This is a genomic window from Paenibacillus provencensis (assembly GCF_042678545.1).
In the GTDB taxonomy this organism is placed as follows: Bacteria; Bacillota; Bacilli; order Paenibacillales; family Paenibacillaceae; genus Paenibacillus; species Paenibacillus provencensis.
In genome coordinates, this window is sequence record NZ_JBHTKX010000001.1 from 710652 (window position 1) to 725933 (window position 15282).

Annotated in this window: 13 protein-coding genes; 10 read left to right on the forward strand and 3 right to left on the reverse strand. The window is 44.1% G+C overall.

Annotated features, from left to right (window positions below):
• Nucleotide 1 precedes the first annotated feature (1 nt).
• The 5 genes from ACFQ3J_RS03500 to ACFQ3J_RS03520 are packed head-to-tail and all read left to right on the forward strand — an operon-like array spanning nucleotide 2 to nucleotide 4760.
• Entirely contained in the window at nucleotides 2–727 is a 726-nt protein-coding gene (locus ACFQ3J_RS03500) for a phosphonate ABC transporter ATP-binding protein (protein ID WP_091157610.1), read from the forward strand.
• Nucleotides 728–747: 20 nt separating this feature from the next.
• Entirely contained in the window at nucleotides 748–2079 is a 1332-nt protein-coding gene (locus tag ACFQ3J_RS03505; RefSeq protein WP_091157607.1) for a hypothetical protein, read from the forward strand.
• Nucleotides 2080–2778 (forward strand): response regulator transcription factor, encoded by a 699-nt coding sequence (locus ACFQ3J_RS03510; protein WP_091157605.1) that lies wholly within the window; start codon nucleotides 2080–2082, stop codon nucleotides 2776–2778.
• Complete coding sequence (locus ACFQ3J_RS03515) at nucleotides 2775–4208, forward strand: sensor histidine kinase (RefSeq protein ID WP_251581179.1); 1434 nt, start codon at nucleotides 2775–2777, stop codon at nucleotides 4206–4208. The genes ACFQ3J_RS03510 and ACFQ3J_RS03515 overlap by 4 nt, the downstream gene beginning before the upstream one ends.
• Nucleotides 4209–4232: 24 nt before the next feature.
• Entirely contained in the window at nucleotides 4233–4760 is a 528-nt protein-coding gene (locus tag ACFQ3J_RS03520) for a GNAT family N-acetyltransferase (protein WP_251581180.1), read from the forward strand.
• 85 nt (nucleotides 4761–4845) lie between these two features.
• Here the strand turns inward: ACFQ3J_RS03520 and ACFQ3J_RS03525 are convergent, their stop codons facing one another.
• The gene (locus ACFQ3J_RS03525; RefSeq protein WP_251581181.1) at nucleotides 4846–6069 is read right to left on the reverse strand and encodes a glucose-1-phosphate adenylyltransferase; all 1224 of its coding nucleotides are present in this window, start codon (nucleotides 6067–6069) and stop codon (nucleotides 4846–4848) included.
• Between the two features lie 166 nt (nucleotides 6070–6235).
• Here ACFQ3J_RS03525 and glgB point away from each other — a divergent pair, with 166 nt between their 5' ends.
• Both glgB and glgA read left to right on the forward strand, forming a co-directional pair.
• Nucleotides 6236–8296, forward strand: coding sequence for a 1,4-alpha-glucan branching protein GlgB (gene glgB, locus ACFQ3J_RS03530; protein ID WP_379293235.1), 2061 nt, complete (start codon nucleotides 6236–6238; stop codon nucleotides 8294–8296).
• 54 nt (nucleotides 8297–8350) lie between these two features.
• Nucleotides 8351–9787, forward strand: coding sequence for a glycogen synthase GlgA (glgA, locus tag ACFQ3J_RS03535; protein ID WP_251581182.1), 1437 nt, complete (start codon nucleotides 8351–8353; stop codon nucleotides 9785–9787).
• 102 nt (nucleotides 9788–9889) lie between these two features.
• Here glgA and ACFQ3J_RS03540 read toward each other — a convergent pair whose 3' ends face one another.
• Entirely contained in the window at nucleotides 9890–11062 is a 1173-nt protein-coding gene (locus ACFQ3J_RS03540) for a M20 family metallopeptidase (protein WP_251581183.1), read from the reverse strand.
• A 292-nt stretch (nucleotides 11063–11354) separates the two neighbouring features.
• Here ACFQ3J_RS03540 and ACFQ3J_RS03545 point away from each other — a divergent pair, with 292 nt between their 5' ends.
• From ACFQ3J_RS03545 to ACFQ3J_RS03555, 3 genes are all read left to right on the forward strand, one after another.
• A complete protein-coding gene (locus tag ACFQ3J_RS03545) occupies nucleotides 11355–12809 on the forward strand; it encodes an ABC transporter substrate-binding protein/permease (RefSeq protein ID WP_251581184.1) in 1455 nt (484 codons plus the stop codon).
• Nucleotides 12796–13518 (forward strand): amino acid ABC transporter ATP-binding protein, encoded by a 723-nt coding sequence (locus tag ACFQ3J_RS03550; protein ID WP_251581185.1) that lies wholly within the window; start codon nucleotides 12796–12798, stop codon nucleotides 13516–13518. Before ACFQ3J_RS03545 ends, ACFQ3J_RS03550 begins: the two co-directional genes overlap by 14 nt.
• A gap of 156 nt (nucleotides 13519–13674) precedes the next feature.
• A complete protein-coding gene (locus ACFQ3J_RS03555) occupies nucleotides 13675–14337 on the forward strand; it encodes a 3D domain-containing protein (RefSeq protein ID WP_091157586.1) in 663 nt (220 codons plus the stop codon).
• A 69-nt stretch (nucleotides 14338–14406) separates the two neighbouring features.
• Here the strand turns inward: ACFQ3J_RS03555 and ACFQ3J_RS03560 are convergent, their stop codons facing one another.
• Nucleotides 14407–15219: a polysaccharide deacetylase family protein gene (locus tag ACFQ3J_RS03560; protein WP_251581187.1), complete on the reverse strand. Its 813-nt coding sequence runs from the start codon at nucleotides 15217–15219 to the stop codon at nucleotides 14407–14409.
• Nucleotides 15220–15282: the final 63 nt, after the last annotated feature.

The window sequence follows — 15282 nt, forward strand, 5'->3', positions numbered from 1 at the left end:
AATGATCAGAGTAGAGAATCTAGCAAAAAGCGTAGGTCCGGACAGGCTTCCGGTACTTCGAGAGATAAGCTTTGACATGCAGCAAGGGGAATTTATCGGGATTGTGGGCGGCAGCGGGAGCGGAAAAAGTACGCTTCTTCGTTGTTTGGCCCTGAAGGATCAATGGGATAAAGGGAAATTTACGGTACATGGTACTGATATTTTTAATGCTGGTTATGCTGGTAAAAAGCAAATTAAGCGCGAATGGGCCTATTTGGAGCAGAATCCGGAATTGTTCACGAACAAAACGGTGCTCAAGAATGTACTCATCGGTCGTTCTGGGCAAACGCCTTGGTGGAGAATGGTGACTGGTATGGTACGTTCGGATGACTATATGGGAGCCATGGACATTATTGAAAATGTTGGTTTGCTCGATAAAGCCCATATGAAGGCAGGACAACTCAGTGGAGGAGAGCGGCAGCGTGTGGCTATTGCAAGAGCGCTCACCCATGGGGCCAAAGTTATTTTGGCGGATGAGCCTGTCATTGGATTGGATCCCAAATCAGCGGACAGTGTGCTTGAGAATTTCAAAAAGCTGTGCTCGGAAGAAAATGTTACTGTGATTGCCGTACTTCCTATCGAGCTGGCTGAACGTCATGCGGCTAGGATATGGGGGCTTTCCGAAGGAAGAATTGCTTTTGATATCCGGGGCCGGCGTCTTACCATGCACGAAAAAAACAAGATTTAACGAGTGGAAAGAGTGATCAGGTGTTAAATGCACAACATATAAAAAGGATAATTCATGCAGCGCTGTTATTTGCCGTACTTATGCTTCTTACTGCTTGCGCGAACGGACTTGATTCATTCAATGATCCAAAGTCGCTTATGAAAACGCCGCAACTGACATCGGAGCGGGAGAATCTGCTCAGCGTCATTCAGGGTGAATTGCCTGAAGGTTCTACGATTACACAGCCAAGAGAGATGTCCAACAAGATTATTCAGAAAGACTTGAACAATGATGGTGTGATGGAGGCAGTTGTTTTCTACGACACACCCGATGAAGAAGTGAAAATTCATGGTATGGTGCTTGAGAAGCGAGGGGTAACATGGGTTAAGAAATTAACCTTTGATGGTCTCGGATCCGTACTCAATTCATTCCGCCTGCAAGATATAACGGGAGATGACGATTTGGAAATTATCGCCGGCTTCTCCAACAGTGTAGAGCAGAATGCCCAGAACTGGCTTGCTTCTTATATTTATAACGGCAGCACACTTCAAAAGATACTGGAAATGCCTTACTCCAAGTATGTCATTGTAGATGAGTCCCGTAATCCGATGGATATGAATGGTGATGGGATTAATGATCTGACCATCATGAATATATTGCCGACAAGCGGTCAAGGAACCGTAACGGTCTACCAATATAAGGACGAAGTCTTCGAACCGATTGACAAGCTGACAATCGAAACTCGTATGAGGGACTTCTACAACGTATCTGCGGGTAAAATTTCACCCAATCATACAGGTATTTTGCTAGATATTGGTTTAGATGCATCCAATTCCTATACGGATGTTGTGTATATGGAGAACAACCAGCTTGTTGAGGCTTTTAAAGGAATTGATATCACTTTCAAGCCTAGAAAGATAATGAGTGAAGATATCAACAACGATGGTATTGTTGAATTTGGTCTGCTGGAAATCCCACCAGGCTGGGAGATGTTTGTCGACAGCGAGAAGCTCTACTTCTATTCCTTCTATCAGTGGAACGGCAAGGATGACATGACCTTTGTTATGCAGCAATATCGGGATGACCAGGATCGTTTTTACTTCAACCTTAAGCCTGAGCAGCACGGAAATGTTACACTGGATACGAAATCGGTCAAGGATAAATACCTTCGCTTCAAGCTGATTGATACGGATGAGACCGTAGCAGAGATTAATTTCTTCTCACTTGATGAATGGGAGAAAGTAAAAGATGAATGGAAACAGATCGTCCGGTCAAGTAATCAGGTGATTGGATATCGTTTACCAAAACAGGCAGGTGTAACTGAACCGGACAATATTCCGCAAGAGATGGAAGAGGAAGGAATGAGTGAATAAATGAGTAAAGTTTTGATTATGGAAGACGAGGAATCGATCCGCAGTTTTATCGTGTTGAACTTGAAGCGTAACGGCTTCGAAGTGCTTGAAGCAGGAGACGGAATGGAGGCAATGAGAATCATCAATTCTGTTAATGATATCGATATTGCTCTTCTCGACGTCATGGTTCCTGGAATTGACGGTTTTGAAGTCTGCCGCAGAATTCGGGAAACGAACGAGCGGATCGGGATTATTTTCTTGACAGCTAAGGTGCAGGAGCAAGATAAAGTATATGCCTTGTCTGTCGGAGCGGATGATCATGTTAGCAAGCCATTTAGTCCTACTGAGCTTATTGCACGAATTCAGTCACTGCTCCGGAGAGTGAACGTTCATCGTGAAACAGCTGCCAAGGTCACATTTGAATCAGGTCCGTTCTCATTAGACCTTATTTCCAAGCAGTTCAAAAGAAACGGTCAGGCTATTGAACTTACTCCGACAGAATTTTCACTGGTGCAATTTTTCCTGGAGAAAGAAAATACGCCGCTCAGCCGTGATGTTCTTCTTGATCATGTCTGGGGCAAAGAATATATGGGAGATCCCAAAATCGTGGACGTGAATATTCGGCGTCTGCGGCAAAAAATCGAAGACAATCCTTCAGAGCCGGAATACTTGCAAACGGTTTGGGGACATGGTTACAAGTGGAAGGGTAGAGCTCAATGATGAAAGGCATACGCAGGCAAATAGTTCTGCAATATTTTATTCTCGTTCTGCTTGCGCTATTGCTGATCGAATCTATTTTTCTGGTTGCGATGCAGAAATATTATTATGACAGTATCTATAATTACATCGAATCCAATTCGAAAAATGTAATCCGATACTATAATTCTTCGTTTATAGACAGCAGCAACGAAAGCTCGTTTATTTCCAATCTGATGTACTATCTCAAGCTGGACAATACATCACTTGAAATACTCGATACAGAAGGCAATGTGCTTGCATTGTCCTCGGGCTTCGAGTCCGATCGGACCATTCAGACGAGTGATATTCCTCAGGCATTGAAGGGCAGCACAGGGCGCTGGATCGGGAAAGACTCGGTAACAGGTGAGTCCGTAATGGCGGTGTCGACGAAGATCGACTACGGTAATGACAATGTATACATTGCCCGTTACGTGACAAGCATGGAGCGTGTAAACGAAGCACTGATTGATATTCTCATCTGGTCCAGTCTTATTGTCATTGGTGTACTGGTGCTTGTCTTTACGATAAGTATCGGGCTTGCCAATTCCATTGTAAGGCCCATCAACATCATTACAGGAGTCTCCGCTGAAATGGCGAAGGGCCGGTTTGATGTCCGGATCGAGGGTGATTACAAATATGAGATTGGCGAGCTTGCCTCGACGCTGAATTATATGGCCCAAGAAATTGTTCGCAGCAATCAGGTCAAGGATGATTTTATCTCCTCGATATCTCATGAGCTCAGGACTCCGCTCACCAGCATCAAAGGCTGGAATGAAACTCTTGAATCCGGCGGCTATGATCCAGATGAGACACGGATGGGTCTGAAGATTATATCTAACGAAACGAATCGATTAATTGGACTGGTTGAGGAGCTGCTCGATTTCTCTAAACTGCAGCAAAATGAAATGAAAATGGTTAAAGGCTCGGTCAGTGTACGTGAAGTCATGCAGGAAGTGATGCTGAATGTCTGGGCGAAGGCAGAGCAGAAGCATATCCAGCTTAAGCTGGATGCAGAGGAAGAGGAATATCTTATTTTGGGCGATGGCAATCGTCTGAAACAGGTGTTTCTCAATGTCATAGATAATGCAATCAAGTTCTCCCATATGAATTCTTGGATCTACATTATCCTTCAACGCAAAGATGAGTTCATTATCGTGTCTGTACAGGATACGGGAATCGGGATCAGTGAAGAGCATTTGGCGAAGGTAAAAGACCGCTTCTATCAAGTGGATCACCAGCATGGGGGTACAGGTCTGGGACTTGCTATTAGTCAGCAGCTCATTGAGCTTCATGGAGGGACAATGAGTATGCATAGTGAACTCGGCAACGGTACGACAGTTACCGTTCGCTTGCCTGCCTTACAAGAAGAGGCTCATGAGGAGCAGGATCAGCAAGGGACCATTGAAGCATGATGGCTATTAGAGGGGAGAGAGAGCATGTTAGACAATCTGGAGCTTATTAAGCAAAGAGAAGAACAAGAGGGCAACCTTGTATTGGTCAAAGCTACCCCTGAAGAAACGAATGATATTGTATTCTTGCTGAAGGAAGCAGCTGAATGGATGGTCACAAGCGCTCTGAAGCATTGGACACCGGATATGTTTACTTCAGAATCCGTTCGCTCCTATTTTGATGACCGTGAAGTATATGTCACTTATTTGAACCAAGCACCTGTCGGTATGTTCACACTGCAAGGAAGTGATCCTTCTTATTGGGGTCCTCTTAATGATGATCGTTACGGCTACTTGCATCGACTCACGGTCCGCCAAGCGTACCGCAAGCGAGGCATTAGCGAATGGCTGCTTGATGCTGCAGAAGAAATCGTGCTCTCCAAAGGTAAGAAGGCATTAAGGCTGGATTGTATTACACACAGTCCGAAGCTAAATGCATTTTATCAAGGGCTTGGATTTAAGCATCAAGGTGTAACGGACATGGGTGTCCGGGTCGTAAATTTGTACGAACGATAGAATGTAAAATTCACGCTACATTATATATGATAAGTGAAAAGAGCACTCCTAGAAGAAGGAGTGCTCTTTTCGTTTGAAAATGTTATTATGAGGATAAGCCTTCCGCACGAAGGCGGCCCGTTTTTTCATATACTTCTTTGAGCAGTCGATTAGGCTGAGAACGAACAGCAGGCTTAGAAACGACGGTCTCGTGTGGTCCAATGACCACAATTTCGTCCACTTTGCCTTTAATGACCGCGCCATCTCTAACAATGGCACCTTCGCCAATAATAGCGTGCTCAATCGTTACATTACGGCCTATTTTTGCATTCGGCATAATTACACTATCTTTAATGGAACTGGATTTTCCAATCTCGACACCGTAGAAGATGACCGAACGGTCTGCATCACCTTCAATGGCGCATGTTTCATGAACCATACAGCTGTCAAAGCTGCTTGTTCTCGGTTTATGTGCACTTGGTTTAGTACGCCATTTGCGAGTGAACATCGGCCATGTTTGTTCAGATTCCTTATTCAAGGTTACTCCGTTCAAGAGATCCATATGCGCATCCCACAGCGATTGAACAGTGCCTACATCTTTCCAATACCCGTTAAAGTTGTATACGTACAGCGGCTCCTCACTCTGCAGCATGGCTGGAATAAGGTCTTTACCGAAATCATGTCCAGAATCATGAATCGCAGCATCACGAAGCAAATGCTCCTTCAAGTAGCTCCACTTAAATACATAAATACCCATTGAAGCCAGGTTGCTTTCCGGTTTCGCTGGTTTTTCTACGAACTCGGTAACACGCATATCTTCATCAGCACCCATCACACCAAAGCGATGCGCCTCATTCCATGGCACTTCAATAACAGCAATCGTTGCTTGAGCACCTTTGTCTGTGTGGTACTGCAACAGCTCACGATAATCCATTTGATAAATGTGATCTCCGGAGAGAATAAGTACATCTTCTGGATCATGTTGATCTATAAATTCAATATTTTTATATATGGCATCCGCAGTGCCGCAATATCCTTCTTCACAACCGATATTCCATGAAGGAAGGAGTGATATACCATTTCCTCCAGTCTGGTTCAGCTTCCAAGGCTCTCCTTCACCAATATGTTGATGCAGAGATTCAGCCTCATATTGTGTTAATACTCCTACTGTATCAATTCCTGAATTTACGCAGTTGCTGAGAGGAAAATCGATTATTCGATAATTTCCACCAAAGTGAACAGCAGGTTTAGCAATGCTCGATGTCAAAGGCGCAAGGCGCTTTCCTTCTCCTCCTGCGAGCAACATGGCGATGCAATCTTTCTTAGCCATTTTCGTTTCCCTCCCGAATGTAATTGTTGACGTTGAGATATTATTAAACGGCGACCTTCGCCCGTGAAACAACCTTTTCAGAAAACATGACAAATAAATAAAAAAATTGTGTTTGAGCTATTTTTGCTATTCAAATTGGTGAAAATGGGGTAATAATGTGATTGAAATTCTAATTGAAAAAGCAGGTGATCTTTTGATCGAGAACAAATGGTTGGAACAATCCATCTCTTCTGAAGATATTTATTATTTTCATGAAGGGACATCTCATTTCAGTCATCACTTTTTGGGGGCTCACCCCGTAGTGGAAGATGGAGTTAAGGGTTACCGATTTACGGTATGGGCTCCCAACGCGATAAAAGTGGGTCTTGCTCACGATCGTAACGGTTATCACGGCCTAGGCGAGTCTGATCTCTTATATAAGATACCCGATTCAGGACTTTGGACTCGTTTTTTTCCTGAAATTATAGAAGGAATTTTTTACAAATATCATATAATTTCTCCCCATGGTGAATCCTTACTCCGTGCGGATCCGTATGCCTTCCAGGCAGAAGTAAGACCGGCAACGGCTTCGGTAACAACGGATATCGAAGGATATGTATGGCATGATGCTGCGTGGCGCCGTAAACAGAAGGAGCCATATAACAAACCGCTCCATGTATATGAAATGCATTTTGGAACATGGAAGCAAAAAGATGACATGAGTTTCTATACATACCGTGAAATGGCGGAGCTGCTCATCCCTTATCTTCTTGAAATGTCCTATACTCATGTCGAGTTCATGCCGCTGAGTGAGCATCCATACGATCTGTCTTGGGGATATCAGAATACAGGTTATTTTGCCCCAACCAGCAGATATGGTACTCCTAAAGATTTGATGTTTTTGATTGATCAGCTTCATCAAGCCGGTATAGGCGTAATTCTGGACTGGGTACCTGCTCATTTCGCCAGAGATGCACACGGACTTCGTATGTTTGATGGTACACCGCTCTACGAATATGCGGATCCACTCAAATCCGATAAGCCGGGCTGGGGGACACTGAGCTTCGATTATTCAAAGCCTGAAGTAAGATCGTTTCTGATCTCAAACGCCATTTACTGGATGGAAAAATATCATATTGATGGTCTGCGGATTGATGCGGTAACGAGTATGCTAAGGCTGGATTTTGAGAAAAGTAATGGTCAATATACATTGAATGAATTTGGCGGCGTTGAAAATTTGGAAGCCATCGATTTTATTAAACAGTTAAATACGACGATCTATCACTATTATCCTAATGCACTCATGATGGCTGAAGAATCAAGCGCTTGGCCCGGTGTGACAAGCCCTGTATTCGCTGACGGACTTGGATTCAATTACAAATGGAATATGGGCTGGATGAACGATACCTTGGAGTATTTCAAAACAGATTTTAACGAGCGGCCTCATAAGCACAATTTCCTTACCTTTCCTGTCGTTTATGCACAGGCGGACAACCACCTGCTTCCTCTCTCTCATGATGAAGTTGTTCATGGGAAGAAGTCGCTGCTTGACAAGATGCCGGGCAACTATGAGCAGAAATTTGCAGGTCTTCGTACTTTACTCGGTTATTTCATGACCTTTCCTGGCAAAAAGCTGCTCTTTATGGGAGGGGAATTCGGTCAGTTTATCGAATGGAAGGATGAAGAGCCCCTCGATTGGTTCTTGCTGGATTATGAGAGTCATCGTAAGCTTCATGCTTACTCCAAAGCGCTAAATGAATTGTATATCCGGGAAAAAGGACTATGGGAACTGGATCATGCTGGTGAAGGCTATGAATGGATATCAGCAGATGACCACTCGCAAAGTGTCATTTCCTATCTTAGAAAAGGCAAGAAGCAAGGTGATACGCTGATCGTGGTCATTAATCTTCAGCCTGTAGCTAGACAGGATTATCGTATAGGTATTGCAAGGCCTGGCTCGTATACAGAAATTTTTAATAGTGACCTTCAGGAATTCGGCGGGGAAGGGCTGCATGTAAATAACGAAATTCGCACTGAGAAAACTTCCTGGCATGGACAGCCGAACAGTCTGGTACTCAAGCTTCCGCCACTTAGTGTCGTGATTTTGAAGAAGACAACCCGTGGCAAGGTGAAGCCGGACGCTAAACCCGCAGATCTCAAAAATGAGACTACACAAGATAAGAAAAAAGCGGTCAAGCCCAAAAAACGACAATCGAAGAGAGTACTGCAGGATGTTCCGATTGTATAAACACACCAGCAGTGTATATGTAGAGCGAAAGCATTGATCAAGGAGGAAGCACAAATGAATGTACTATTCGCCGCAGCAGAAGGGCATCCATTCATCAAAACGGGAGGGCTGGCCGATGTCATCGGCGCTTTGCCTCAGGCATTGCGTAAAAATGGGGTTGATGTTCGAGTTGTGTTACCCAAATATAAAGGCATTCATGACCGTTACCGTGAGAAGATGGAGCCTGTAACGGTGACCGATGTATACGTCGGCTGGCGTAAGCAGTATTGCGGAGTAGAGCGTCTTGTTCATAACGGCGTCACATTCTATTTCCTCGATAACGAATATTACTTCGGCAGAGATGGGATATACGGTTATATGGATGATGGTGAACGATTCGCCTTCTATAATCGTGCAGTTCTGGAAGTGATACCTCTACTGGATTTCGAGCCGGATGTGATTCATTGTCATGACTGGCATACTGGAATGATCCCGCTAATCAAGATGGCACACTATGATCATCTTCCAGAGTATCAATCTATTCGAACGGTGTTCACGATTCATAATCTGTTGTATCAAGGTATATTCCCATACGAGGTACATCATGACTTGTTAAATTTGCATGACCGATATTTTACGATGGAAGGTGTAGAATATTACGGTAACCTAAACTTTATGAAAGCGGGCTTAGTCTATTCCGATCATGTAACTACCGTTAGTCCGACCTATGCTGAGGAGATTAAGACAGCTCACTATGGATATGGACTTGATGGGCTGCTTCGATCACTTGGCGGCAAGCTGTCGGGAATCGTTAATGGGATTGATACGGACAGTTATAATCCTATAAATGATAAGGATCTTGCAGCTGTATATTCCCCAGCAGATATGAAGCAAAAACAAAAAAACAAAGCTGCTCTTCAACAGGAGCTTGGATTGCCGGTTCGACCTGAGGTTCCTGTCATCGCGATGGTTACTCGTCTTGTGGAGTCCAAAGGTCTTGATCTCGTATGTAGAACACTTGATGAACTATTGTATTACGACGATGTCCAGTTTATTCTGCTGGGCACAGGTGAACATGCATACGAGCATTGGTTCTATGAGGCAGGGCTTCGTCATCCTGAGAAGATGTCAGCACAAATAAGGTTTAATGAAGGCTTGTCCAGAAGATTCTATGCCGGAAGCGATTTGTTTCTTATGCCTTCGATGTTTGAACCTTGCGGAATCAGCCAGCTGCTCGCATTGCAGTATGGAAGCATCCCGATTGTCCGGGAGACAGGTGGGTTGAATGATACGGTACAGGCTTACAACGAGTTCACTGGAGAAGGAACAGGATTCACCTTTACCAATTACAATGCACATGACATGCTGTATACCATAAGAAGAGCAATGATGTTCTATGATCGCAAAGATCATTGGCAGAAGATGATGTCCAATGCCATGAGCGGAGATTATAGCTGGGGAGTTTCTGCACAAGCCTATATCGATATTTACGAGAGTCTGATGAAGAATTAACTCCATATCATTCAAGCATTTACGGTTTAGTAAAGAGCTATAAATAATTATAAATAGGGTACCGAGAAGTGAACTCGGTACCCTATTTGCTTTGACGTGAAATTAGTTGTTGTTCGTAACACGGTGGGCCGCTTTAATGCGGCTAAGCAGCTCTGGTTGTGTAATAACATCATATGCCGTATTCCCAAGAGCCTTGGCAGCGAGAATCATACCTGAGAGTGCTCGTTCCTGCATCGCCAAATCTCTAAATTCCTTTGAGTGAAGCGCATGCTTCTCTTCAATTATTTTGATGTAGGGATGAATGGCTGGAATTTTTACAGACACATTGCCCATATCCATGGAGCCGTGATCATCTCCTGTACTGATCTCTTCCTCACGAATTCCAAGCTCTATTAAGTTGGCGCTAAAGGCATCAGACAAAGTCTCATTCGTGTTCATCTCGTCATATGAAGTTTCATAATTGGAGGTTCTCAGCGTGCAGCCGGTTTGCAGAGCAGATCCTTCTGCAATTTTGATGACACGATCAGTTAGCACTTCAAGCTCTTTCCGTGTAGATGCCCGGACATAAAACTGGGCAGAGGCGTAATCCGGAATAATGTTGGCAGCTTCACCGCCATGGTTAATAATGCCATGGATGCGGACGGTGCTCTTCACTTGTTGACGAAGTGCATTTATTCCATTAAAAGTTTGGATAACAGCATCGAGTGCATTAATCCCTTCATGGGGACTTGCGGCCGCATGTGAGGACTTGCCGAAGAACTCAAATTGAATAGCGTCCATGGCCAGGGAAGTGCCTGACTTCTCATACGCATAGAAAGGATGCGTCATCATGGCAATATCGCAGTCATCAAATAATCCGGCAGCAGCCATGGGTACTTTGGCTCCTTTTGTTTCCTCAGCAGGTGTACCGAATACTTTGATGGAACCTCCGATCTCATCAATGACCGATTTGAGACCCACTGCAGCGCCCAGACTCATCATACAGATTAAGTGATGTCCACAGGCATGTCCTAGTTCTGGAAGGGCATCGTACTCACACAGCAGTGCAATTCGCGGTCCGGGCTTCGCTGCGTTATAAGTGCCGATAAATGCTGTCGCAAGGCCAAGCACAGGTGCCTCAACTTCAAAGCCGTGGAAGATCAGCTCTTCTTTAAGTCTAGCGGATGCAAGGAACTCCTCATTCCCGAGCTCCGGGTTCTGACCAATATATAATGAAATCTCTTTGAAACGGGAACTATATTGATCAATGGTTTGATTAATGGTCTGTTTGCTCAATTCAAATCGCTCTCCTCTTGTATGCAATGCAATGTTTATAAATGAAGGTTTACATAAATCCCCAAAAGAAAAACAAACGTCTATTGATGAATGGTCTCATCACACAAGCATTATAGCATTGTAAGCACGTGAACGTCTTTAACTTTGTCGCATTTCAGCAGGTAGAGTCGATTAGTATCGGATATCTGTGAAAATTATTGGAAGTTCATTGCATATTCATACATTTTCACTTATAATGATGTTTCGATTATTAATAATTTATGATTATAAGTCAGTTAAGGAGAGACAAAGGTTGAAGAAAACATTTCGGTTGCTAATGCTCTTTATGTGCATGATCATCCTGCTTCCTGCAGGACTTCAAGCGGCTTATGCACAGGATGCAAATAGTGACAAACAAGAGTTAATATTGGGAACAAGTGCAGATTTTCCCCCTTATGAGTTTCATACAACAATAGATGGTCAAGATCAGATAGTAGGTTTTGATATCGAAATTGCGAAGGCGATCGCTGAGAAGATGGGAGCCGAGCTGGTCATTCAGGACATGGGCTTTGACAGCCTGCTTCCAGCGCTGCAGAGCGGCCGTGTTGACCTCGTAATATCCGGTATGACGCCGACGGAAGAACGTCGTCAGAGCATTGATTTTTCGGATCCCTATTATAAGGCGAGACAAGTTGTCATCGTTCGTGCTGAAGATAAGGACAAGTACCAGACAATGGCTGATCTAGAGAATACGAGGATCGGAGTTCAGAAAGGTTCTATTCAAGAGGATATCGCGATGGGTGTGCCGAATGCGAGTATAACCTCACTGGATAAGATCGGCGATATCGTAATGCAGCTTGAAACCGAGCGTGTAGATGCACTGATCGTAGAGGATACGGTTGCTGCCGGTTATCTCAACGATGATATTGTGCTCGCGGATGCTGTACCGGATGAATCCGAATCCGATGCTGCGATCGGTGTTCAAAAGGGGAACACAGAGCTGCTAGCGGTCATTAATGAAACGCTTGCTGAGCTTAAGGCTGACGACAGAATTACGGAAATGGTGGAGGAAGCAAGTCTTCTGGCAGCAGGCAAGACGGGTGAGAAAAATATTTTGGAAGTAGCTTGGGAGTATCGCAGTTACTATGCAAAAGGGATCGGATATACCTTATTGCTGTCCGCTCTCGGTGTAATCTTCGGTTTCCTGATTGGTCTTATCATTACACTGGTTCGCATGTCGGGACTTAAGATCCTTGCATGGCTGGGTACCGCTTATGTTGAAGTGCTGCGTGGAACACCGATGCTCGTTCAGCTTATGATCATTCACTATGGATTGGCACTCGTGTTCGGTATTAATCTGTCTCCACTGCAATCAGGTGTGATCACACTATCCATTAACAGCTCGGCCTATCTTGCTGAGATTTTCAGAGCAGGGATTCAGGGCGTGGACAAAGGACAGATGGAAGCAGCCCGTTCACTCGGTATGACTCGTGGAGCAGCGCTTAGACACATCATTTTGCCACAGGCAATGAAGACGGTTCTTCCGGCCATCGGGAATGAATTCATTACCATTATTAAGGAATCGTCTATTATTTCAGTCATCGGTATGATGGATATTATGTACCAGGCTAATACGGTTCGCAGTATTACGTATCAAGGTCTTAGCCCGTATATAATTGCAGCGGTCATCTACTTCATCCTTACCTTCATGCTGTCCAAGCTGCTAGGTGCATTTGAAAGGAAGTTGAGAACAAGTGATAAGCGTTAAAAATTTGCATAAATCCTTTGGAGATCTAAATATTCTGAAGGGAATCGATATCGAGATTGGCAAAGGAGAAGTTGTCGTCGTGATCGGTCCTTCGGGATCTGGCAAAAGTACATTTCTACGCTGCCTGAATCTGCTGGAAGTGCCGACAGATGGCACTATATTGTTTGAAGGCAATTCCATAACCGATCCGAAGCATAACATTAACTCTACCCGTGAAAAAATGGGCATGGTATTCCAGCATTTTAATCTGTTCCCTCATAAGACAGTTGGAGAGAACATAACGCTTGCCCCGGTCACGGTGAAGAATATTGCTGCACAAGAAGCAGACAAAATTGCAGATGATCTTCTCAAGACAGTGGGATTATCTGATAAAAAGAATATTTATCCTAACCAATTGTCAGGCGGACAAAAACAGCGTATTGCGATCGCGAGAGCTCTTGCCATGCAGCCGCATGTTATGTTGTTCGATGAACCAACCTCAGCGCTGGACCCCGAGATGGTTGGAGAGGTGCTGGATGTGATGAAGAAGCTTGCCGAAGGCGGAATGACAATGGTCATCGTGACACATGAGATGGGCTTTGCCCGCGAAGTCGGTGATCACATCCTATTCATGGATGGCGGTAAAATTGTCGAAGAAGGAACGCCAGAGGAAGTATTCACGAATCCTAAACATCCGCGCACAAAGGATTTTCTTAGCAAGGTATTATAACTATTATATCTGTAAAGAGATTAACCCCAGACATTCGTGTCTGGGGTTTTTTTGTGTATCAATAGGAGTTGATCAGATTGTTTCCAACATTTACATAATACAAGGTTACAAAATTGTGATATATTTACGTCAGTCAAATTCATGAGGGAGGACATTATGTTTAAATCTTTCAAGAAGACTAGCATTGCTGCAGCGGTCGTCTTAGGTGCGGCATTGATGGTTCAGGTAGTTCCTGCACACGCAGACAAAGTACATACTGCTGTAGAAGGAGACACATTTTACACACTATCCAAAAAGTATAAAGTGAATTTACAACAGCTTATGAATGCAAATAAAAAAATCTCGCCATACAACATCTACGGCGGATTAAAGATTACAATCCCGACAACCTCCAAGCTTACTGCCCAAGCAGCTGGCAGCAACCCAGCAGTAACTGCCAGCTTAAATGTAGACAGCTCGAACAAAGTGGTTGAAGCATGGGGTAAGAATTTCGATTACAGCAAAACGCTTAATGTCAAAGCGACAGCCTACTCCTCCGATCCTGCAGAGAACGGTGGATACGGAGCCGTTGATTATTTCGGTAATGATCTGGAGCTCGGTACCATTGCTGTCGATCCCGATATCATCCCTCTCGGTACCAAGGTACTCGTGACAGGACATTCTCATGACGGACTGCCTGACAAGGCTTTTGTAGCCACGGCGACGGATATTGGCGGAGCGATTAAAGGTAACAAGATTGATATCTTTATTCCTGGAAGCCCAAGCTTTGTAAGCAAATTTGGAATTCAGGATGTGAAATTATATTTCATTAAAGAATAAGTTGTGAAAATGGATTCGATTATTGAACGCTGTAAACCCGTGAAGAGCCGCTCTGCTTTCACGGGTTTTTTATTTTTCCAGGCTAATCCCAAGCAGCTCAGGGACAGTAACAAGCTCATATCCCAAGGCTTGGAGCCTAGTAATTACCTCAGGAAGAGCCTGAATGGTACCGCTGAGATTGGAACCTACTCCGCCCCCGCCATGCTGAAGGACAATCGCTCCAGGCCTTATCCCCGACATAATATTTCTTATCACCTCATCCTTGCCAATTCCCTTCCAGTCGAGTGAATCCACGTTCCAATTAACCACACGATAAGAATGGGCCATAGCCCACTGTAACTGCTCCTCGGTAATCTCACCGTAGGGGGGACGAATCATCTTAGGATAATAATGAATGTATGGGTATGCAGCCTGTTCTGTCTTTTGAATCTCTTTAATAAATTGATCTAGAGTCAGTCGGTTAAAGTCAGGATGTGAATAGCTGTGATTACCGATGGCATGACCTTCTTCGTGAATCCTTTTAAACAGTTCAGGGTATTTCTCAATCCGATGACCATTAGCAAAGAAGGTGGCTGTCACACCATGGCTTTTCAGAATATCAAGAATTTGCGGTGTAAACCTGGGATCAGGAACATCATCAAATGTGAGAGCAACCTTGTTAACCCTTGGTCCATTGGTCAGAAAATAATGGCTGTATTTCTTGCGGAGCTGCCCGAGAGTTGGTGAATTTTGTTCTGAGGAAGCCTTTGAAGAATCCGGTTTGTTTATGGCTGCTACTTGCTTTGTACTAATATAGGCATCTGACAAGTCTGTGAAAGTGAAAGCACTTACTATGGCAATAAAAGGCATCAAAATAAAAATGTAGTTTAACAAACGCTTCAATATAATTAACTCCTCTGTTATGTATTTGTGGCATAACTACTGCGAATTAGGCAAAATCCGGGA